The organism is Aquincola agrisoli (assembly GCF_036621135.1).
GTDB lineage: Bacteria > Pseudomonadota > Gammaproteobacteria > Burkholderiales > Burkholderiaceae_C > Aquincola > Aquincola agrisoli.
In genome coordinates, this window is record NZ_JAZIBG010000036.1 from 73,017 (window position 1) to 92,804 (window position 19,788).

Annotated in this window: 21 protein-coding genes and 1 riboswitch; of the genes, 7 read left to right on the top strand and 14 right to left on the bottom strand. The window is 69.6% G+C overall.

Annotation, left to right across the window (positions count from 1 at the left end):
* Window positions 1-14 precede the first annotated feature (14 nt).
* The 14 genes from V4F39_RS16975 to fliE form a co-directional block, all read right to left on the bottom strand.
* A complete protein-coding gene (locus V4F39_RS16975) occupies window positions 15-1,070 on the bottom strand; it encodes a flagellar motor protein MotB (protein WP_332290902.1) in 1,056 nt (351 codons plus the stop codon).
* A complete protein-coding gene (gene motA, locus V4F39_RS16980) occupies window positions 1,057-1,974 on the bottom strand; it encodes a flagellar motor stator protein MotA (protein ID WP_332290903.1) in 918 nt (305 codons plus the stop codon). Before motA ends, V4F39_RS16975 begins: the two co-directional genes overlap by 14 nt.
* 32 nt (window positions 1,975-2,006) lie before the next feature.
* Window positions 2,007-2,735: an RNA polymerase sigma factor FliA gene (gene fliA / locus V4F39_RS16985; RefSeq protein ID WP_332290904.1), complete on the bottom strand. Its 729-nt coding sequence runs from the start codon at window positions 2,733-2,735 to the stop codon at window positions 2,007-2,009.
* Between the two features lie 4 nt (window positions 2,736-2,739).
* Complete coding sequence (locus tag V4F39_RS16990; RefSeq protein WP_332290905.1) at window positions 2,740-3,192, bottom strand: flagellar basal body-associated FliL family protein; 453 nt, start codon at window positions 3,190-3,192, stop codon at window positions 2,740-2,742.
* Window positions 3,193-3,195: 3 nt separating this feature from the next.
* Complete coding sequence (locus tag V4F39_RS16995; RefSeq protein ID WP_332290907.1) at window positions 3,196-4,389, bottom strand: flagellar hook-length control protein FliK; 1,194 nt, start codon at window positions 4,387-4,389, stop codon at window positions 3,196-3,198.
* Complete coding sequence (gene fliT / locus V4F39_RS17000; protein ID WP_332290908.1) at window positions 4,386-4,691, bottom strand: flagellar protein FliT; 306 nt, start codon at window positions 4,689-4,691, stop codon at window positions 4,386-4,388. Before fliT ends, V4F39_RS16995 begins: the two co-directional genes overlap by 4 nt.
* Complete coding sequence (fliS, locus tag V4F39_RS17005; RefSeq protein WP_332290910.1) at window positions 4,684-5,076, bottom strand: flagellar export chaperone FliS; 393 nt, start codon at window positions 5,074-5,076, stop codon at window positions 4,684-4,686. Before fliS ends, fliT begins: the two co-directional genes overlap by 8 nt.
* 8 nt (window positions 5,077-5,084) lie before the next feature.
* Entirely contained in the window at window positions 5,085-6,440 is a 1,356-nt protein-coding gene (fliD, locus tag V4F39_RS17010) for a flagellar filament capping protein FliD (RefSeq protein ID WP_332290912.1), read from the bottom strand.
* A gap of 90 nt (window positions 6,441-6,530) precedes the next feature.
* A complete protein-coding gene (gene fliJ / locus V4F39_RS17015; RefSeq protein ID WP_332290913.1) occupies window positions 6,531-6,959 on the bottom strand; it encodes a flagellar export protein FliJ in 429 nt (142 codons plus the stop codon).
* The gene (gene fliI / locus V4F39_RS17020; RefSeq protein WP_332290915.1) at window positions 6,956-8,266 is read right to left on the bottom strand and encodes a flagellar protein export ATPase FliI; all 1,311 of its coding nucleotides are present in this window, start codon (window positions 8,264-8,266) and stop codon (window positions 6,956-6,958) included. Before fliI ends, fliJ begins: the two co-directional genes overlap by 4 nt.
* Window positions 8,263-9,303: a flagellar assembly protein FliH gene (gene fliH / locus V4F39_RS17025; protein WP_332290916.1), complete on the bottom strand. Its 1,041-nt coding sequence runs from the start codon at window positions 9,301-9,303 to the stop codon at window positions 8,263-8,265. Before fliH ends, fliI begins: the two co-directional genes overlap by 4 nt.
* Window positions 9,304-9,346: 43 nt before the next feature.
* Entirely contained in the window at window positions 9,347-10,348 is a 1,002-nt protein-coding gene (locus tag V4F39_RS17030; protein ID WP_332290917.1) for a flagellar motor switch protein FliG, read from the bottom strand.
* A complete protein-coding gene (gene fliF, locus V4F39_RS17035; protein WP_332290918.1) occupies window positions 10,341-12,098 on the bottom strand; it encodes a flagellar basal-body MS-ring/collar protein FliF in 1,758 nt (585 codons plus the stop codon). Before fliF ends, V4F39_RS17030 begins: the two co-directional genes overlap by 8 nt.
* A gap of 46 nt (window positions 12,099-12,144) precedes the next feature.
* Window positions 12,145-12,510: a flagellar hook-basal body complex protein FliE gene (gene fliE / locus V4F39_RS17040; protein WP_332290919.1), complete on the bottom strand. Its 366-nt coding sequence runs from the start codon at window positions 12,508-12,510 to the stop codon at window positions 12,145-12,147.
* 548 nt (window positions 12,511-13,058) lie between these two features.
* Window positions 13,059-13,156, bottom strand: a riboswitch (cyclic di-GMP riboswitch).
* A gap of 318 nt (window positions 13,157-13,474) precedes the next feature.
* On the opposite strand from fliE, the gene V4F39_RS17045 reads away from it, so the two are divergent.
* The 7 genes from V4F39_RS17045 to V4F39_RS17075 are packed head-to-tail and all read left to right on the top strand — an operon-like array spanning window position 13,475 to window position 19,781.
* A complete protein-coding gene (locus V4F39_RS17045; protein ID WP_332290920.1) occupies window positions 13,475-14,332 on the top strand; it encodes a FliM/FliN family flagellar motor switch protein in 858 nt (285 codons plus the stop codon).
* A 3-nt stretch (window positions 14,333-14,335) separates the two neighbouring features.
* Entirely contained in the window at window positions 14,336-14,698 is a 363-nt protein-coding gene (locus tag V4F39_RS17050) for a FliM/FliN family flagellar motor switch protein (protein WP_332290922.1), read from the top strand.
* A 7-nt stretch (window positions 14,699-14,705) separates the two neighbouring features.
* Entirely contained in the window at window positions 14,706-15,467 is a 762-nt protein-coding gene (gene fliP, locus V4F39_RS17055; protein WP_332290923.1) for a flagellar type III secretion system pore protein FliP, read from the top strand.
* A 12-nt stretch (window positions 15,468-15,479) separates the two neighbouring features.
* A complete protein-coding gene (fliQ, locus tag V4F39_RS17060; protein WP_332290925.1) occupies window positions 15,480-15,752 on the top strand; it encodes a flagellar biosynthesis protein FliQ in 273 nt (90 codons plus the stop codon).
* A gap of 18 nt (window positions 15,753-15,770) precedes the next feature.
* Window positions 15,771-16,544 carry a flagellar biosynthetic protein FliR gene (locus tag V4F39_RS17065; protein ID WP_332290926.1) on the top strand — a complete coding sequence of 258 codons (774 nt, stop codon included), beginning with the start codon at window positions 15,771-15,773 and terminating at the stop codon, window positions 16,542-16,544.
* Window positions 16,545-16,554: 10 nt separating this feature from the next.
* On the top strand, window positions 16,555-17,694 hold the full coding sequence (locus V4F39_RS17070; RefSeq protein WP_332290927.1) for an EscU/YscU/HrcU family type III secretion system export apparatus switch protein: 1,140 nt from the start codon (window positions 16,555-16,557) through the stop codon (window positions 17,692-17,694).
* Window positions 17,691-19,781: a flagellar biosynthesis protein FlhA gene (locus tag V4F39_RS17075; protein WP_332290928.1), complete on the top strand. Its 2,091-nt coding sequence runs from the start codon at window positions 17,691-17,693 to the stop codon at window positions 19,779-19,781. Before V4F39_RS17070 ends, V4F39_RS17075 begins: the two co-directional genes overlap by 4 nt.
* Window positions 19,782-19,788 lie beyond the last annotated feature (7 nt).

Here is a 19,788-nt window from a genome sequence, read left to right on the forward strand (position 1 = left end):
GGACTTGGTGGTTCTCATGGCGTGCTCGTGCGAAGAGGTGCCAGCGTGGCCGTGGTGCCGCCGTCGCGGCCGGCGGCCAGCAGCTGGCTGCGCAGCGCCGAGACACCTTGTTCGAGCCTGGCGGGCAGCGCCGACAGGCTGCCCTGCACCAGCGGCTCGCTGCGCGTGGGCATGCCGTACATCGCGCTGACGTTGCGCGCCTGCTCGGGCGTCAGCACCATCAGCTCGATCCGGCGGTTCACGTCGGCGCGGGGGTTGTCTGGCGTCATCGGTGCGCGGTCGGCCATGCCGACGACCTGCAGCACGCTGGCCTCGGGCATGCCGCCGGTCAGCAGGTGGGTGCGGGCGGCCGCGGCGCGGTTGTTCGACAGCGCCCAGTTCGAGAATGCGGTCGGGCTCTTCTCGACGTACGGCAGCGAGTCGGTGTGTCCGACGATCATCAGCTGGTTCTCGATCTGGGCGAAGAGCGGCCCCAGCTCCTGCATCAATGCGCGGAAGCGTTCGGTGGGAATCGCGCTGCCGCGCTTGAACATGCCCTCGCGCTCGGTGTCGTGCAGCATCACGCGCAGCCCGAAAGGCGTGATCACCGAGGAGAGGTTGTCTTCCAGCCCGGCGCGGCGGCTGACGTCGGCCAGCACGCGCGCCAGCTCGTTCATGTCGGAAGCCGACTCGTAGCGCGACTTGGACAGCTTGGGCGTCGGGCCCGCGCCTTCACCGGAGGAGCGCGCGCCGGGGTTGCCGTGGCGGTTGTCGGGATCGTCGCCTCGGCTGGGCACCGGTTCGCGCGAGATCAGGCTGCCCAGGGGGTTGCCCGACTCCGCCGGCACGCGGCCGCCGCCGCCGCCGTCCATCGGCGTGCCGCCCTGCGCCATGCGCAGCTGCTCGGCGGTCTCCTGCTGCTCGCGGGAGGCCATCAGCCACAGCACCAGGAACAGGCACAGCAAGGCCAGGCAGAAGTCGGCGAACGCCACCTTCCAGGCGCCGCCGTGCTCGTCATGGTGCCCCTTGCCGGAGACACGCTTGACGACGGTTTCGCCGTGGCCGTTGCCGTGCGCGTCAGGCTTGGGCACGCTTGTCTCCTGCGCGCCGCTGCGGCGTGGCGTCCGGGTCGCCGGCGTTCTGCATCTTGTCGATCCAGCCTTCGAGGCGGGCGAAGCTCGGCTTGATATTGAGCTGCACCAGGCGGCGGCCGGCGTCGATCGCCAGCAGCGGGGGCTTGCCGGCCACGTGCGTGACCAGCACGACCTTCACCGATTCGAAGGCCTGGAGCTCCTCGGCGACCAGCTGCTTCATCATGCTGCTGATGGGATCGAGCAGGCCGTAGCACATGAAGATGCCGATGAAGGTGCCGACCATCGCGGCCCCCACGCGCACCGCGATCTCGCCGATGCCGGCGCCGTCGGCCACCACGTTCATGGTCATCACGATGCCGAGCACGGCCGCGAGGATGCCGAAGCCGGGCATCGCCTCGCCGATCTTGGCGAGCGACTTGGCCGGTTGGGACATTTCTTCGTGGATGGCTTCGATCTCCTGTTCGAGAACGCCTTCCAGCTCATGTGAGTTGATCTTGCCCATCGCCATGAGGCGAAAGTTGTCGACGATGAAGTGGAGCAGCTTGGGCTCTTCGAGGATCAGCGGATAACGCTTGAAAAGAGCGCTTTCATGCGGCGCTTCCACGTGCGCGTCGAGCGCCTTGAGGCCGCCGGCGGCCGTCTGCAGCAGTTCGTACATCAGCAGCAGCAATTGGCGCTGGAATTCCTCGCCCTGCTTCTTGCGCAGCATGACCTTGCGGACCTGCAGCCACATCTCCGACAGCACGTGGCCCGGATTGCCGAGCACGATGGCGCCAGCGCCGGCGCCCACGATGATCACCAGCTCGACCGGCTGCCAGATGGCACCCAGGTTGCCTCCGTGGAAGGCGAAGCCGCCGAAGACGCAGCCCAGGATGATGAGGATGCCGACGATGGATTGCATGGCAGTGAGCCCGGTTGATGCGGTGTTTTGAGTCAGGCGGGCTGCAGGAAGCTCTTCATCTTCCGCAGCGCGCCCTTGTTGATCTGGCAGATGCGGGCCTCGGTGACGTCGAGGACCGCAGCGATTTCCTTGAGGCTCAGCTCGAACTCGTAATAGAGCTGGATCACGCGCTGCTCGCGCGCGTCGAGCGACTTCAGCGCCTGCTCGAGGCTGCGGCGCAGCACGTACTGCTCTTCCGGCGAGCGCTGGTCGCTGGGCACCAGGCTCAGCTCGGCGACCAGTTCGTCGAAGCTCGACAGCTCCTCGGCGTTCTCGTCGAGCTGGTGCTCGTGCCATTGCTCGGACGTCAGGCGCAGCGCGGCGATGACCTCGGCATCGCTCGGCTCGCGGCCGAGCTTGCGGGTGAGGGCGCGCACGCCGTCCCGGATCTTGTGGCTGTCCTGGCGGACGCCGCGCGGCCGCCAGTCCTGGCGGCGCAGTTCGTCCAGGATGGCACCGCGCACGCGCACGGCGGCATAGCTGCCGAACTTCTCGTCGGGCGGGCCGTAGCGCCGCAGGGCGTCGAGCAGGCCCATCAGGCCGATCTGTTCCATGTCGTCGCGGCCCATGGTCACGCTGACCTGTGCATTGAGCTGCCGGACGATGCGCTTGACCAGGGGGGCGTACGCCATCAGCTGCGCACCTTCGTCGAGCGCACCGTGCGCGATGGCGCCCGACGCTGCACCGTAGGCCGGATCGCCATAGGTGGCCAGGTAGGTCATGCGGCTACTCGATGATGAGCTTGCCGATCATCGCGACCTTGAAGGGCATCTCGCGATGGTCCGCTTCGTAGCTCTTCGCGAAGGCGGCGTTGATCTCGTCGGTGTACTGGTCGATGGTCAGCTTGCCGGCCGTCTCCAGCGTGTGCGCCGACAAGGCCTTCACCGCGACGCTGCGCAGCAGGGGAAGGTGGTCCTTGATGGTCTTTTCCTGCTCGGCCGGCGTCTTGAAGACGAGATCGACCGCCAGGTAGTGCGACAGCGGCTCGCCTTCGCGTCCCCGCAGCATCACGATGATCTTGTCGAGGTTGACGTACTTGTAGACCGTCTTGTCGGTCTTCTTCGCCTCTTCGACGTGTTCGGCCTTGGGCTTCATGTACCACCAGGCGGCGGCGCCGCCACCGCCCAGCAGGAGCACGCTCGCGACGCCGGCGGCCACCAGGACTTGCAGTTTCTTCATCGTTTACTCCAGGATCGATGCGAGGGTGAAGCCGCCTGGCGCGGCGCCTCGTTCGGCTTCGGCCAGCGCCTGGCCGGGACGTTCTTCGGGTTCGCTGCCGTGGCCCTGGCGGCGGCGGCCGTCGGCATCACCCGGCTGGGCGGCGACGTTCACCGATACATCGGTGTATTGGCGCTGCGACAGGTCCTGGCGCAGAGCGTCGCTGATGTGCTGCAGCTGGCGCTGCACATCGGGGTTCGACGCGGTCAGCTGCACGTGCAGCGCGCCCGCCTCGTGGCGCAGGACGATCTCGACGCTGCCCATCATGGGCGGGTCGAGGCGGATCACCGCGTGTTCGCTGCGCTGCGCGATCTGCACGCGCACACGATCGCCCAGGGCCTGCAGGAGCGGTTGGCTCTCGGCGGGCACGGCAGTGGCGGAGGCCTTCTGCACCGCGCTGGTCGATTCGCCTGCCGATGTGGCCGGCATTGCCGCGGCCGCAGCGGTGGCGGCGGGCGCCGCGACGGCCTCTTCGCGTGCCCCGGAGCGCGCCGTCGCATCGGCGATGGCGGCACCCGTGGCGGGCTTGGCCTCGCGCAGTGCGGCGACGCCGGCTGCCGGCGGAAGTTCGGCTCGCGTCGCCGTGGCGGGCGCTGCCGTGGTGGGCGGGGTGGCCTTCGCCACGTCGCCGAACGGGGTGGCCGGTGCGGCCCGCGGTGCCGCGGGTGCTTGTGCCGCAGGCGTTGCAGCCGTGGCGGCGAGGGGCAGCTCGGCGTGGTCCACCGGCAGGGCGTCTTGCGGGGCCGGGGCCGCCATGGACACCGGTGCGGGCAGGCTGACCAGCAGCGTCGCGGCATCGGGTGTCAGGGCGGGCGGCAGCGGAGGCACCGGGGGCGCAGCCGCCAGCACGTCCGGCGCGGCGAGGCCGGCGGTTTCGTGCGCATCGGGCGTGGTGCCGGCTTGCGGATCGGCGTCCGCCGCATCGGCCTCGCCGGCCTCCAGCTCGCCGGAGGCCGCCGGCGGCAGCAGCCCCAGGCTGGCCAGCAACGCATTGAAGGCGGTCGGCGCCGATGCCTCGCCGGGCGCGGCCGCAGCGGCGCCAGCCTGCGCCGTGTCGCGGGGCAGGCCGCCCGTGGCCGGCGCCACGCGTGCCGGCGCTGCCGTGGCGGCAGCGGCGGCCGCGGTGTCGAGCGGAAGGGTTGGGGCGAAGGTGTTCATTCGGTGTCCCAGGCATTGCCGCCGGCATAGGCCAGCCAGCCTTCGCGCTGCTGGCGCATCGCATCGAGCTGGCCACCGATCCGTGACAGCGTCGCAGCGCAGCGTCGCCGTGCGCGCTCGTGGGTGGCCTGCAGCTGCTGCAGGGCCGTGCGTTCGGGGGTGGACCAGGGGCCGGCCGCCGCCAGCGAGGGCAGGCCGGCGGCCAGTTCCTGGTCGGCCTGGGCCAGGGCGGTCCAGTCGTCGTTCTGCGCCGCGGCTTCGAGCCGCTGGCGCCAGCCGACCAGGGTCGGGCGCCTATCCATGGCGTGCCTGCAGGCCGACCCAGCCATGCTTCAGCGTCGTCAGCAGGCCGCTCACCTCGTCGATGATCTGCGGATCCAGCTGCGTGCCGGCGTGGTAGAGCCGGTCCGCGCAGTAGTCGTACAGGCGGTCGAGGTTCTGCACGATGTCGCCGCCGTTGTCGAAGTCGAGCGAGCTGGCCAGGCCGTGCAGGATGTCGATGCACTTGTCCAGGCTGCGTGCCTTCATCTCGTAGCGGCGCGCGACGACGTGCGCCCGCGCCCGCGCCAGCTCCTCCAGCAGGCCGTCGGTGAGGATCAGCACCAGCTGCACCGGCGAGGCCTGTGCAGTCTGCGCACCGAGGTTGACAGCGTGGTAGCTGCGGTAGGCGTCTTGGTTCAGGTTCATGGCTTGCGTCAACTCGACAAGGAGGTGAAGAGGTTGGTGGTCTGGCCCATGCTCTCCTGCAGCGTCTGCAGCTTGGTGAACTGGGCGAGGTACCGGGCGTACAGGCTGTCGTACTGGGCGTCGAGCCGCGTCTGGCGCGACGTGAGGGATTTCTGGGAGAGCGCCAGCGAGTCCTGCCGCTTCTTGATCTGGCCGTTGGTGCTGTTGGTCCACTGCTCGACGTAGGCGTCGAACTTGCCGAACAGTCCGCTGGGTGCGGTCGTGCTGGCGCTGCCGAAGACCTTGTCCAGGCCCGTGGGGTTCGCGGCCAGCGCCTTTTCGAGCTTGGTCTGATCGAGCTGCAGTACGCCTGAACGGTCGATCGTGATGCCGTAGGTGCGCAGGCTGTCGCCCCCGACTTCCTCGCGCAGGATGCTGGCGAGTCTGCTGCGCAGCGAGCGGATGCTGGCGTCGCTGGCGAAGGCGCCGGCCGCCGTGCCCGCGTCGGGCTTGGCGGACTTGGTCATGTCGGTCAGCGTGTTGTTCAGCGCGTTGTACGCGTCGACGAAGCTCTTGACGTTGCCGGCGGTGCCGCTGGCGTCGTTGGCGACCGTCAGCGTGACCGGCGCGTCGCCGGGCGCCATCGCCTTCGTGAAGTTGATCGACACGCCGTCGACCGGCGTGAAGGTGTTCGTGGCCTGCTGCAGCTTGATGCCGGTGGTCTGCGCGCCGAGCCAGACGATCGCGTCCTGCGCGGCCACGAGCGGGTTGCCGCTATCCAGCTTGGCCTTGAGGGCGGCGTCGTTGAGGCCGGTGGTGTTCAGCGTGACCTCGCCTTCTGCACCCGACTTGCCTGACGACAGCACCAGCTGCGACTGGCCGCCGGAGGTGATCACGCTGGCGGTCACGCTGCCCTTGTTGTCGGCATCGTTGTTGATGGCACGCGCCAGTTCGGCCGGCGACAGCTGGCCGTTGCCATCCGCGTCCGCGGCGGCGAAGCTGACGTTGAAGCTGGTGCCGTCGGCCAGCGACAGGCCGAGCGTGCCGGTTTCGGTGGAGTCCGTCAGGTTGGCATAGGCCACCTGGTGCGTCGTCGCCAGCTGCTCGACGAAGAACGAGTACTTGCCCGGCTGCGCGGTCGCGGAGGCGGTGGCGGTGCCGTGGGTGGTCGCGTCGAACGTGGCGCTGTACTTGATGACGCTCTTCTTGCCGGAGAGCGACGCCACCGCGGTGTCGAAGCTCGTCAGTGCCGAGCGCAGCTTGGTCAGTGCGGTCGACGTCGACTGCGCGACGGTGTTCTTGGCCGTCAGCAGGCTCTGGGCGTTTTGCGTGTACGCCGTGGCCAGTTGCTGGGCGGTGGTCGCGGGATCGAACGTGGTGGCCATTGAAATTCTCCTAGGCAGGCAGACGGGCAGGGTTGCCTTGCAGAAGGCGACCGGCTGCGTGCATCACTGAAATCGGCCGCCCGGCGGCGTTCATGAGCGCCCCCGCAACCAGACCTGCGATGCGAGGTCGTCCACGCGCTTCTGCTCGCGCACGCCCTCGGCGCGCTGCAGGGCGTGGGCCTGCTTCTCGACGACCTGGCGCAGCACCTCGTGGCCGCGGGCGGCCTGGTGTAGCGCCTGCTGGGCCACCACCATCTGCGCCTCGTGCGCAGCCAGGTCCGTGCGGTGCGATTCGGCCAGCTGGATCAGCGATTCCTTGTAGCCGGCGAAATTCGCCGCCAGCGCGGGCGAGACGCTGCCGCTGGCACCGCTCTCGCGGCACAGGGCCTGCATGCGCTCGATGTTGCCGACGTAGCGCTGGCGCATCGCCTCGCGGGCGGCGAAGTCGGCCGTCAAGCGGTCGACCTCGCGTTCGCGCAGCTCGACCAGCCGGTTCAGCGGCAGGGCCCTTGTCGTCATGCGGTCACCTCGGCGAGTTGGGCGATGCTGTCGGCCAGCGGCGCGGCCTCGCGCACGCCCTGGTGCAGGAAGCCTTCGATCCGCGGCCAGGCGGCCACGGCACGGTCGGTGACCGGGTCGGCGCCGGGCACGTAGGCGCCCAGCGGCAGCAGGTCGCGCACCTGCGCGTGGCGGGCGGCCATGGCCTTGAGGGTGCGGGCGGCCTGCTGGTGTTCGTGCGTCGTCACCAGCGCCATGCAGCGGCTGATCGACTGCGCGATGTCGATGGCGGGGTAGTGGCCGCGCTCGGCCAGCTCGCGTGACAGCACGATGTGGCCGTCGAGGATGGCGCGGGCGGTGTCGACCACCGGGTCCTGCTGGTCGTCGCCTTCCGCGAGCACGGTGTAGATCGCGCTCATGCTGCCGGCGGCGTTCTCGCCGTTGCCGGCGCTCTCGACGAGCTGCGGCAGCATGCTGAAGACGCTGGGCGGATAGCCTCGCGTGGCCGGCGGCTCGCCGAGCGCCAGCGCCACCTCGCGCCGCGCCATTGCGTAGCGGGTGAGCGAGTCGACGAGCAGCAGCACGTCCTGCCCCTGGTCGCGGAAGTGCGCGGCGATGGCGTGGCACAGCTCGGTGGCGCGCACGCGCATCAGCGGCGATTCGTCGGCCGGCGCCACCACCACCACCGCGCGCGCCAGGCCGGCCTCGCCGAGCGACAGGTCGATGAACTCGCGCACTTCGCGCCCGCGCTCGCCGATCAGGCCGACCACGACGACGTCGGCCACGGTCTGGCGGGTGATGAGGCCCAGCAGCACGCTCTTGCCGACGCCGCTGCCGGCCATCAAGCCGACGCGCTGCCCCTTGCCGAGCGTGAGCATGCCATTGATCGCACGCACGCCGACGTCCAGCGGCTCGTCGACCGGGCGCTTCTTCAGCGGATTGACCCGCGGCGGCTGCGTCTCGAGCACCTGGTCGCCGCCCAGGCGGCCCAGGTCGTCGACCGGTTCGCCGAGGCCGTTGACGATGCGGCCCAGCCACGAGGGGCCGATCTGCAGCGCGCTCTGGTCGGGCTGCGGGAGCACGCGCGCGCCGGTGGCCAGGCCCTCGGGCTGCTTGAACGGCATGAGGTAGGAGACGTCTTCGCGGAAGCCGATCACCTGCGCGTCGATCCAGCTGCCGGTGCCGGTCTCGATGCTGCAGCGCTGGCCGGTGCGCAGCGGGCAGCCGACGCTCTCGAGCAGCAGCCCGGAGGCGCCGACCAGCCGGCCCGTGGGCGTGGCCACCGGCACGGCGCCGAGCTGGACCTGGCGAAGCGCCGCGCCGATCATGCGGCCACCTGCGCGGCGGTGGCCGCCTTGCTGCCGGCCTTGCGCGGGGCGCCCGCCTTGGCGGCGGTCTTGGCTGCCGGGGCGGGGCTGGCGGCTTCGGGCACTGCATCGGCCGCCGGTGCGGCCGCAGCCTTCGGCGTGGCGGCCTTCTTGCGGGCGGCGGCCTTCGGCGGTTCGGCGGATGCGGCCGGGGGCACGGGCGAGGGCCCGGCTTCGGGCTGCGCGGCACCGCGCGGTGGGAGGGCGGCCTCGGTGGCCAGCGCAGCCGCCACCGGGATCGCCACCGGGACCGCGACGGGCGCAGGCGCGAGGCCGGGGCCGGGAGCGGCCGCGCTGCCAGCCGAAGCCGTGGCCGGCTCCGCTGCAGGCGCGTCGTCGAGCAGCTGCGAGCGCACCTGCTCCATGCAGGCGGCCAGGCGCTGGCGGCAGCCTGCGTCGGCTTCGCGGCGGCCAGCGCGCACGCGGCACTCGCCGGCCTCGAGCTGCGCATCGGCCACCAGCGTCCAGCGGGCGGCACGCTCGGGGTCGACTTCGCGGATGCGCTTGAGGTCTTCGACGTTCAGGTGCACTTCGACGCCCTGGTGCGGCGGCGGCATCGTCGCCAGCGTCTCGTCCACCAGCTGCAGCAGCTGCACCGGCTGCAGCGCGAGCTCGCAGCGGATCACCTGGCGTGCCACGCGGGCGACCAGGTCCACCACTTCCTCGCGCAACGCGGTCTGGTAGTCGGCCTGGGCCTGCTGCAGCGCGGCCAGCACGGCATCCACCGGTGCCGCGAGCTTGTCGAAGCGCGCCAGCACTTCGCGCTTGCCTTCCTGCGCGCCGGTGCGGCGGCCCTCGTCGCGGCCGATCGCCTGCCCGTCGTCGCGGCCGCGCTGCAGGCCGGTCTCGTAGCCCTCGCGGTAGCCGAGCTGCTGGCCGTGCTGGAAGCCGTCGGCCAGCGCGGCCTGGGCATCGGGCGAATGGCCGTGGCCTTCTCCCAGCGCCTTGACCACGTTGACCTTGGCCAGCGGCGGAAAGCGGTGCGGCCGATTGATCATCGAAGCACCCCGCGGGCCGGTCCGGGTTGTCCCAGGAGGCGGATCATTCGACCGTCGCCTCGGCGAACAGCTGGATCTCGATCTCGCCGTCGTCGACCAGCGCCTTGACCTGCGCCATGATCTCCTGGCGCGTCTGCTCCACGCGCGACAGCGGCACCGGGCCACTGCGGCGCATGGTGTCCTCGAAGGCCTGGGCCTGGCGGCGGGGCATGGTCTGCAGGATCGCGTCGCGCACGGCCGCCTCGGCGCCCTTGAGCGCGATGGCCCACTGTTCGAGCGGCACGGCCTCGATGATGCGCAGCAGGTTGGGTTCGCTCTGGCGGCCCAGCACGCCGAAGTCGTACATGCTGATCTCCAGCTCGGTGACGACCTCGGGATCGTGTGCGCGCAGCAGCTCGACCATCTGCTGGCGGTTGCCCGGCAGCCGGTTCAGGATCTCGGCGGCCTGGCGGAGGCCCTCGACGCTGGTGCTCTGCGTCGACAGGGTGTCCAGGCAGCGGTCGACCAGCAGGTCGAGCTCGACCAGCAGCTCGCGGTCGATCTCCTTCAGCCGGGCCACGTTCAGCAACACGAGGTCGCGGCCTTCGGCCGGCAGCGCGTCGATCACGCCGCCGGCCATCGCCGACGGCAGGAAGGCGAGGAACACGGCCTGCATGCGCACATGCTCGTTGGCGATCTGGTCGGCCAGCCACTTGGGCGTGGCCCATTGCAGGCGGGCCATCTTCGGGCGGATCGCGTCGCCGTAGATGTTGTTGAGCACGCTGCTGGCGATCTCGCGGCCCAGCGCGAGGTCCAGCGAGCGCTGCAGGTACGAGCGCGATGCGCCGTGCACCCCGCTCTGCTCGCGGTAGTCCTCGAAGAAGTGCTGGATCGAGTGCTTGACCGACTCCACCTTGATGCCGCTCATGCGCGACATCACCTGGGTCACCTCGAGCAGCTCGTCGCGCGACAGGCAGCGCAGCACCGCCGCGGCGGGCTCCTCACCCATGCTCAACAGCACGATGGCCGCCTGCTCCACAGGGCTCATGACGGCGGACTCAGACATCTTGTTCTGCTCGGTCATTTCTCTGCACCCACTGTTTGACGACTTCTGCGACGCGCTCCGGCTCCTTGGCCGCCAGCACCTTCAGGTGGTCGACCAGCACGTCGACCGGCGAGCCGGGCGGCGGGAGGTCGTAGTTCTCGAGGAGCGGGCGCACCGACATGTCGGCCGCGGCCGCCCCCGGGGTGCCCGCCGCGGACGCGGCGGCGTTGGCGATGGCCGCGGCGGCCGGCTCGGCGGATTCCCCGGCGCCCGGCTGCGGCAGTGCGGCGATGGCGGCGTTGCCTGCCGTGCCCAGCGCGGAGGGGCGGTCCACGGTGGCTGCGGCCTGCGGCGCCGGCGGTATCGGCGTGACTGGAGTCACCGTCGACGGCGTGTAGCGGTGCTGCAGCAACTTGAGCACCGGCCGCACCACGAGCAGGAAGCCCAGCAGTGCTGCCAGCGCATAGCCCACGTAGCCGCCGATGTCGACGATGTTGTCGCGCTGCTGCCACCAGGGTTCCGCGGCAGGCCGCGTCGGGAAGGGCAGGGCCGAGACCACGAGCGTGTCGCCGCGGTCGGCGTTGATGCCGAGGCCGCTGCGCAGCATCTTCTCGATGCCGGCGATTTCCTCGTTCGTCCACGCGCCCTTGCCACTGGGCGAGGCCGCGTTGTTCAGCACCACGGCCACGTTCAGCTTGGCCAGGCGGCCGCGGGCCCGCTTGATCTGCGTGATGTTGCGGTCGTAGGCGTACTGGCGGGTCGTCGCGTTCTTGCTGGCGGTGCCGGCGTCGGCGGGTGCGGAGGCAGCCACGGCGACGGGGCGGTTCGACAGCGAGCCCGGGATGCCGAGTGCGACGCCGTCACGGTCCATCTCCTGGCGCATCGCCTCGTTCGTCACCTTCGGCGTGGCGCCGTAGGTCTCGTGCGTTTCCTGGATGCGGTCGTTGTCGACCTCGGCGGTCACGCTGGTCTTGTAATTGTCCTCGCCCAGCACGGGGGCGAGCAGGTCGCGCACGTTGCGGCGGGCTTCTTCGGTGAAGCGCTTGGCCGCATCGCTGACCTGCGCGGTGCCGTCGAAGGTCTCGGCCAGGTCGATGCGCGCGGACAGCAGGTTGCCCGCCTGGTCGACCAGGCTCACGCGCTGCGGGTCGAGGCTGGCGACGCTGCCGGCCACCAGGTTGATGGCCGCGGCGATCTGTTCATGGCTGAGCGTGCGGCCGGGCTTGAGCGCCACCACGACCGAGGCGGAGCTCTTCTCGCCGTCGCTGACGACGAAGGAGGACGACTTGGCGATCGACAGGTGCACCCGCGCCGAGTCGACCGCATCGAAGGTCATGATGCTCTGCGCCAGCTCGCCCTCGAGGCCGCGGCGGAAGCGCACGTCCTGCACGAACTGGCTCACGCCCAGGGGATCGTTGCGGTCCATCAGCTCCAGGCCGCTGGGCAGCTTGGCCACCACGCCCTTGGAGGCCAGCAGCATGCGGATCTTGCCGAGCTGCGCTTCCGGCACCAGCACCTGGCCGCTGTCGGGGTGGATGCGGTAGGGCACGCCCTCGGCATCGAGCACGGCCATCATGTCGGCGGCGGCGATCTTCTCGCGGGCGCCGAACACCGCCTTGTAGCCGGCCTGGTCGCGCCACAGGAACATCAGCACCAGCAGCGTGACGCCGACGGCCAGCGCCAGCAACGGGCCCAGGCTCTTGACGAGGCCGGGCGGCAGCGAGCCGGCGGGGCGCAGGCGGTTCAGAACGGGCTTGAGCGTGGTGATCACGGCGTGGGTGCGGTAGTGGTGCAGTCGGTTGCGGCGGCTGCGGTGACTACAGCTGCAGCTTGATCAGGTCGTCGAAGGCGCCGACGACCTTGTTGCGCACCTGCATCAGCATCGAGAACGACAGGCTGGCCTGCTGGCTGGAGAGCATCGCGCCGACGAGGTCGTCGCTTTGTCCAGCGTCGACGGCGGCGGCCTTGGCGGCGGCTTCGCGGTCGCGGTCGTCGACGGCGTGCAGCATCTGCTTAAAGCTCGCGGCGAAGCCGTCGCCTTGTGAGGAGGCGGCGGCCTCGAAGCCGCCGAAACCGTCGTCGAACGACGTGGCAGGCTGCACGGGCATCGACGGCGTGAGCCGCTCGACGTCACCGGCGATGCGGGTCAGGTCGGCCTGGATCGAAAGCAGTGCAGAGGACATCGGTTCGTGTTCCTTGGCTGGAGACCATGCGGCAGCACAACTCGCCGCGATGGCGGGTTGAACTGAATCGGTTTGGAGGATGCGCTGTGTGCGCTATCGTCAGTCGGCTCGCTGACTTGAGGACTGATTGCGCTCGGGCGCTGAAAACAGGCGCTGCAGGTCGGTCAATATCGGCGCCAGGGTTTTGCCGTCGAGTCTTTGATATTCCTGCATGGGAGGCTTCGGGTGAATTTGGCGCCGGTTTTGGTGCCAAAGAATCAGTCGTGTCGTTGGAGCCAAATGTTACGGAGGCGGCCGGCCTGGGGCAAACCCGAGAAAGGCCCGAACAACCGGCCAATTGCGGCGTTAGGCGGGCGACGTCGGCTGAAGGGGCGGGGTGGGTGGCGGGGCTCAAAGTGCGCTCGGAAGGGGCTGGAAGCCCAGGCGCACGGCCACACGCAAAAGCAGGTCTCCGGGGCGTGCCACACACGCCCCGGACAGCCGGGTCGCACGTCACGCCGCCCGGGAGCGGTGATCGGTGCACCACGCGCTCGGCGTGGCAGGTCCCGTCTGGCGGCCCCGCTGTCCTGTTCACCCGCCGCGGCGGAAGAAGGTAGACCGGAAGCTTTGCGACCCCGGCTTTCGCGCGGGTGTGCCCTGAGGGGGCCGATCCTAGGGCTCTGCCGCCTCGGGCTGCAACCGGCGTTGCCGATGCTGCGCTGCAACGTGTGACTGAATGCACTGCATTCGCAAAAGATCCCAGGCAGGCCGAGAAAACCGGGCCGAGCCGCCACTGGAGATCTTCTGAAATATTCCTGTCATATTGAGGCAGGGCCGAACTCATATTGGTGCGCACCTGCACGGATACGGTGCCGGGCAGCCGGGTGGAGTAGCGGGTTGTCCGGATTTCCGGTCCATATCCGGCGTTCGGCAATGCAGGGCATTCCTAGAATCGAATGGACACCCCCGCCATGCCCGTGACGACATGACCGAATCCACCAACGCCCCCCGCGCCGAACCGCCCATGGTCCTGGACGCGGGCACGCTCGGCCGCCCGGTGCACCTGCTCGCGCGCTTTTCGAAGCAAGTGCGCGAGGACCTGGCCGAGCTGCTGCGGCTGCGCCTGAACGTGCGCTACCGGGCCCGTTTCGAAGTCGAGCACGTCGCAATGCGCCGGCTCGACACCCGGGCGCCGGACGTGCCGTGGCTCACCTTCGACGCCGAGACGGGCGAGATGGGCTGTGCCGTCGATCGCCAGGTGCTGATGAGCGTGCTGGCCTACCGCTACGGCCTGCGCACGCCGCCGGCCGACGAAGGCACCGACGCGCCGCGGGAAACCGCCACCGAGGAGCGGCTGGCCGCCTTGCTCGGGCAGCAGTTCGTGGAACTGCTCGCCGCGCGCATCGATGCCGGCGCCGGCCCGCTGCCGCAGCGCGTGCCGGCCTTCCGCCCGGTGGGCCGCCTACCGCCGGCACGCGGCTCGTGGCTGCTGGAGGCGCGGGTGGTCGAACGCCATCACAACATCACCGGCGGCGTCTGCCTGGCGGTGGGCGAGGGCTGGATGAGCCGCCTGTGGCACCAGCTGACGCCGCTGCGCGCCAAGGCCGGCGAACAGCTCGAGCAGGCCGCGCCGCTGTCCACGCGCCTGTCGCTGACGCTGGTGGCGCGCCTGCTGCAGAAGGACATCCCGCTGGGCCAGCTCGCCGACCTCGCGGTGGGCGATGTGATCCCGATCAGCCTGGGGGCGACCGACGTGCTCGTCGACGACTCCCGGCTCTTCACCGCCACCGTGGCGGAGCACCAGGGCAAGTTGTGCCTGACCTCTTTTGCCGATGTGGATTGACCCATGGACATGACCGACAAGAACGCCATCGACGAGCTGCTCGCCTCCGTGCCCGAAGGGCTGGACGACGAGGAGATCGCAGCGCCCGCGCCGGCCGCGCGCCCGCGCCGCAACATCCCGCAGATGATGCGCAAGATCCCCGTGACGCTGACGCTGGAGGTAGGCTCGGCCCGCGTCTCGCTGCAGGAGCTGATGGACATCCAGACCGACAGCGTCGTGCCGCTGGACACGCTGGCCGGTGAGCCGCTGGTCATCAAGGTCAACGGCACGCCCGTCGGCCGCGCCGAGGTGGTGGTGGCCGGCGAGAAGTACGGCCTGAAGGTCGTCGAACTGGCCGGCCTCGACCTCGACACGCTGGAACACTGACCCGTCCATGAGCATGCAGCGCGCGGTTCTGCGGGCCGCCGTCGGCGGCGCCATGCTCGGCCTGGCCTGGGCCGGGCCGGCCTCGGCCGCGGAGGGCATCCCGATCTTCGGCACGACCACCGGCGGCGTGGCGACCGACTTCACGGTCAAGACGCAGGTCCTGATCATCATGACCCTGCTGGGGCTGCTGCCCTCGCTGGTGCTGATGATGACGAGCTTCACCCGCTTCGTGATCGTGCTGTCGCTGCTGCGCCAGGCGCTGGGCCTGCAGCAGGGCCTGCCCAACCGCATCATGACGGGCATCGCGCTGATCCTCACGCTGCTGGTGATGCGCCCGGTCGGGCTGCAGGTCTGGAACGAGGCCTTCCTGCCCTACGACCAGGACAAGATGGGCCTGCAGGAGGCGCTGAAGACGGCCGAGGTTCCGCTCTCGCGCTTCATGATGGCGCAGACCAGCAAGACGGCGCTCGCGCAGATCTCCCGCCTGGCCGGCGAGCAGAACATCGAGAAGCCCGAGGACCACGCCTTCACCGTCAAGCTCGCCGCCTTCGTGCTGAGCGAGCTGAAGACGGCCTTCCAGATCGGCTGCATGCTGTTCATCCCGTTCCTGGTGATCGACATGGTCGTCGCCTCGGTGCTGATGGCGATGGGGATGATGATGCTGTCGCCGCTGGTCATCTCGCTGCCGCTCAAGCTGCTGCTGTTCGTCCTGGTGGACGGCTGGACGCTGACGGTCAACACGCTGGTCACCAGCATCCAGGGCTACTGACCCCGCCACGACATGATCACGCCTGAAGTTGCCGCGGACCTCGTCGGCGAATCGCTGCAGATCGTGACGCAACTCGTCATGGTCCTGGTGGTGCCCAGCCTCGTCGTCGGGCTGCTGGTCGCGCTGTTCCAGGCGGCGACCTCGATCAACGAGCAGACGCTGAGCTTCCTGCCGCGCCTGCTGGTCACGCTGCTGGTCATCGGGCTGCTGGGCCGCTGGATGGTCGGGCGGCTGATGGACTTCTGCGTCTCGATCTTCGAGCGCGCAGCCACGCTCATCGGCTAGCACGGCCCTTCCTCGGCGATGGAACCCGTCTTCAACCAGCTCCTCGGCCTGCTCGGCGCCTTCTGGTGGCCGTTCTGCCGCGCGATGGCGGTGTTCAGCGCCGCGCCGGTGCTGGGCGAGAACATGACCCCGGTGACCGTGCGAATCCTGCTGTCGCTGGTGCTCGCCGTGATCCTCATGCCGACGGCGCAGACGGCCGTGGCGATCGATCCGTTCTCGCTGCACGGCATCGTCGCGACGATGGAACAGGCGCTCATCGGCTTCGTGATCGGGCTCGCCTTCCACCTGACGATGAGCACGATCATGGTGCTGGGCTTCATCGTGTCGTCGCAGATGGGCCTGGCCATGGCGGTGATGAACGACCCGATGAACGGCACCTCGTCGGACGTGATCTCCACGATGCTCTACATGATGTGCATCCTGGTGTTCTTCTCGATCGACGGCCACCTCGTCGTGACGGGCGTGCTGGCGGCCAGCTTCAAGGCCTTCCCGGTGGGCGCGGGCATCGCCGCGCTCAGCCTGAAGACGCTGCCGCTGGCGATCGCCTGGGTGTTCTCGGCCGCGCTGCTGCTGGCCGTGCCGGTGGTGTTCTCGACCATCGTGGTGCAGTTCGGCGCCGGGCTGCTGAACCGCGTGGCACCGTCCCTCAACCTCTTCTCGCTGGGCTTCGCGGTGGTGACCGTGTTCGGCCTGTTCATGCTCACGCAGGTCGTGCGCTTCGTGCCCGAGCACTACATCCGGATGACCGGCCAGGTGCTCGACCTCATCCACCGCGGCCTGAAGGCCGCCTGAAGGCCGCGCGATGTCCGACAACAGCAGCAGCGGCGACAAGACCGAGCAGCCCTCGGCACAGAAGCTCTCCAAGGCGCGGGAGCAGGGCCAGATCCCGCGCTCGCGCGACTGGTCCACCGCGGTGGGCATCTTCGTCAGCCTGAAGGTGTTCCTGCTGCTGGTGCCGAGCTACCTGGAGGACTTCCGCGCGCTCTTCCACATGGCCTTCGTCGACGTGGGCGGCGACGGCGGGCTGGACAACGCCTGGTCGGACGCCTTCATGTCCGTGCTGGTGCTGATCGCCAAGATGGTGGTGCCGCTCGCGATGATCCCGCTGCTGATCGTCCTGGCATCGCTGTACCCGGGCGGCTGGGCGGCCAGCGCCAAGAACCTGATGCCCAAGCTCAGCCGCATGAGCCCGATCGCCAACCTCGGACGGCAGTTCAGCGGCAAGCACTGGGCGGACTTCGCGACCTCGCTGGCGAAGTGCAGCGTGGTCATCGCCGTGCTGTGGCATGCGACCACGGCGTCCATGCACGACTACATCGGCCTGCAGGCGCAGACCTTCGACCAGGCCCTGATCCAGGGCGCCGGCCTGATGCTGGACGGGGTGATGGCGGTCGCGATCGTGTTCGTGGTGTTCGCGTTCATCGACGTGCCGGTGCAGAAGTTCTTCTTCATGCGCCAGCAGCGCATGACCAAGCAGGAAGTCAAGGAAGAGCACAAGTCGGCGGAAGGCCGGCCCGAGGTGCGCCAGCGCATCCGCCAGGTGCAGCAGCAGCTCTCCCGGCGCAGCGTGCGCAAGACCGTGCCGACGGCCGACGTGGTGGTGGTCAACCCCGAGCACTACGCCGTCGCGCTGAAGTACGACGAGGCGCGTGCCGAAGCGCCGTTCCTCGTGGCCAAGGGCGTCGACGAGATGGCGTTCTACATCCGCCAGGTGGCGCGCGAGCACGGCATCGAGGTGGTGCCGCTGCCGCCGCTGGCACGGGCCATCTACAACACCAGCCAGGTCAACCAGCAGATTCCCGCGCCCCTGTACAAGGCGGTGGCGCTGGTGCTGCGCTATGTGATGCAGATACGTGCCTTCCAGGCCGGGACGCGCAAGGCGGCCCCGGTGCTGCCCGATGACCTGGACATTCCGGCGAAGTTGAGCGAAGCCAGACCATGAACTACCTGAACCGCATGGTGGCGGAACTGCGCCGCCACAAGATCGCGACGCCGCTGTTCCTCATGGCCCTGCTGGCCATGATCATCCTGCCGCTGTCGCCCATCGTGCTGGACGTGCTGTTCACGTTCAACATCGTGCTGGCGTTGATCGTCATCCTGGTCAGCGTGGCGAGCAAGCGGCCGCTGGACTTCAGCGTCTTCCCGACCATCATCCTCACCACCACGCTGATGCGGCTGGCGCTGAACGTCGCTTCGACGCGCGTGGTGCTCCTGCACGGCCACGAGGGCACGCACGCGGCCGGCCAGGTGATCGAGTCGTTTGGCAACGTGGTGATCGGCGGCAACTTCGTCGTCGGCCTCGTGGTCTTCGTCATCCTGATGATCGTGAACTTCGTGGTCGTCACGAAGGGCGCGGAGCGCATCTCGGAGGTGTCGGCCCGCTTCACGCTGGATGCGCTGCCCGGCAAGCAGATGGCGATCGACGCCGACCTGAACGCCGGCGTGATCAGCCAGGAGAAGGCGCAGGAGCGCCGCCGCGACGTGGCGATGGAGGCCGACTTCTACGGCGCCATGGACGGCGCGTCGAAGTTCGTGCGCGGCGACGCGATCGCCAGCATCCTGATCCTGATCATCAACATGATCGGCGGCGTGGCCATCGGCGCGCTGATGTACGACCTGTCGTTCGGCGACGCGTTCAAGCAGTACGCGCTGCTGACCATCGGCGACGGCCTGGTCGCGCAGATCCCGGCGCTGCTGCTGTCGGCCGCGGCCGCCATCATCGTCACCCGCATCAGCGACTCGGGCGATTTCGAGCAGCAGATCGGCTCGCAGCTGCTGGCCTCGCCGGCGGTGCTCGGCAGCGCCGCGGGCGTGATGGTGCTGCTGGCCATCATCCCCGGCATGCCGTGGATCCCGTTCCTCGGATTCGCGGCGGCGCTGGGCTTCGTCGCCTGGCGCATGAGCCAGCGCGTGGACAAGCCCAAGCCGGCCGACACGGCGGCCATTCACCAGGCGCTGGTGGCCGAGCGCAATGCCGACATCGACTGGCAGGCCCTGCCGTTCACCGAGCCGCTGGGCATCGCGGTCGGCTACAAGCTCGTCGGCCTGATCGACCAGGCGCAGGGCGCACCGCTGACCAAGCGGCTGAAGGGCGTGCGCCAGACGCTGAGCGAGAGCATGGGCCTGCTGCTGCCGCCGCTGGGCCTGCGCGACGACCTGGCCCTCAAGCCCTCGCAATACAGCGTGCTGCTCAGCGGCACCGCCATCGCGCAGGCCGAGGTGCACGCCGACCGGCTGATGGCGATTCCCGGCCCGCAGGTGTTCGGCGAGGTGGACGGTGCCCCCGGCATCGACCCCGCCTACGGCCTGCCGGTGACCTGGATCGATCCCGACGACAAGGCGCATGCGCTCGGCCTGGGCTACCAGGTGGTCGAGCCGGCCAGCGTGATCGCCACGCACGTCGCGAAGCTGGTGCGCGACCACCTGCCCGAGATCATCCGCCACGAGGACGTGCCGGCGCTGATGGAACGCCTGGGCGCCCAGGCCCCCAAGCTGGCGGCGGCGCTGGACAAGGCGCTGAACCACAGCCAACTGCTGAAGGTGTTCCGCGTGCTGCTGGCCGAGGGCGTGTCGCTGAAGGACATCGTGCCGATCGCGACGACGCTGCTGGAGAACGCCGAGACCACGAAGGACCCGATCCTGCTCGCGGCCGAGGTGCGCTGCACGCTGCGCCGGCAGATCGTGGCCGGACTCGTCGGCCCCACGGCGCCGATGAACGCCTTCAACCTGAGCGGCGAGCTCGAGAACCTGCTGCTCGGCGCGCTGAACCAGGCCCGCGCCGGCGGCGCCAAGGTGGCGCTGGACAACTACCCGGTCGACCCCAAGCTGCTGTCGCAGCTGCAGACCCACATGCCGATCGCGCGCGACCAGATGAAGCAGCAGGCCGCCACGCCGATGCTGCTGGTGATGCCGCAGGTGCGCCCGCTGCTCGCCCGCTATGCCCGCCTGTTCGCGCCGGGCCTGGCCGTGCTGTCCTACAACGAGATCCCCGAGCAGCGCGAGGTGAACGTGGTCGGTTCGCTCGGCTAGCGCGCGG

Coding starts and splice junctions, on each gene's coding strand:
- motA (WP_332290903.1), bottom strand. CDS start 1,974: ATGCAATCCATCGTCGGCATCCTCATCATCCTGGGCTGCGTCTTCGGC.
- fliA (WP_332290904.1), bottom strand. CDS start 2,735: ATGACCTACCTGGCCACCTATGGCGATCCGGCCTACGGTGCAGCGTCG.
- V4F39_RS16990 (WP_332290905.1), bottom strand. CDS start 3,192: ATGAAGAAACTGCAAGTCCTGGTGGCCGCCGGCGTCGCGAGCGTGCTC.
- V4F39_RS16995 (WP_332290907.1), bottom strand. CDS start 4,389: ATGAACACCTTCGCCCCAACCCTTCCGCTCGACACCGCGGCCGCCGCT.
- fliT (WP_332290908.1), bottom strand. CDS start 4,691: ATGGATAGGCGCCCGACCCTGGTCGGCTGGCGCCAGCGGCTCGAAGCC.
- fliS (WP_332290910.1), bottom strand. CDS start 5,076: ATGAACCTGAACCAAGACGCCTACCGCAGCTACCACGCTGTCAACCTC.
- fliD (WP_332290912.1), bottom strand. CDS start 6,440: ATGGCCACCACGTTCGATCCCGCGACCACCGCCCAGCAACTGGCCACG.
- fliJ (WP_332290913.1), bottom strand. CDS start 6,959: ATGACGACAAGGGCCCTGCCGCTGAACCGGCTGGTCGAGCTGCGCGAA.
- fliI (WP_332290915.1), bottom strand. CDS start 8,266: ATGATCGGCGCGGCGCTTCGCCAGGTCCAGCTCGGCGCCGTGCCGGTG.
- fliH (WP_332290916.1), bottom strand. CDS start 9,303: ATGATCAATCGGCCGCACCGCTTTCCGCCGCTGGCCAAGGTCAACGTG.
- V4F39_RS17030 (WP_332290917.1), bottom strand. CDS start 10,348: ATGTCTGAGTCCGCCGTCATGAGCCCTGTGGAGCAGGCGGCCATCGTG.
- fliE (WP_332290919.1), bottom strand. CDS start 12,510: ATGTCCTCTGCACTGCTTTCGATCCAGGCCGACCTGACCCGCATCGCC.
- V4F39_RS17045 (WP_332290920.1), top strand. CDS start 13,475: ATGACCGAATCCACCAACGCCCCCCGCGCCGAACCGCCCATGGTCCTG.
- V4F39_RS17050 (WP_332290922.1), top strand. CDS start 14,336: ATGGACATGACCGACAAGAACGCCATCGACGAGCTGCTCGCCTCCGTG.
- fliP (WP_332290923.1), top strand. CDS start 14,706: ATGAGCATGCAGCGCGCGGTTCTGCGGGCCGCCGTCGGCGGCGCCATG.
- fliQ (WP_332290925.1), top strand. CDS start 15,480: ATGATCACGCCTGAAGTTGCCGCGGACCTCGTCGGCGAATCGCTGCAG.
- V4F39_RS17065 (WP_332290926.1), top strand. CDS start 15,771: ATGGAACCCGTCTTCAACCAGCTCCTCGGCCTGCTCGGCGCCTTCTGG.
- V4F39_RS17070 (WP_332290927.1), top strand. CDS start 16,555: ATGTCCGACAACAGCAGCAGCGGCGACAAGACCGAGCAGCCCTCGGCA.
- V4F39_RS17075 (WP_332290928.1), top strand. CDS start 17,691: ATGAACTACCTGAACCGCATGGTGGCGGAACTGCGCCGCCACAAGATC.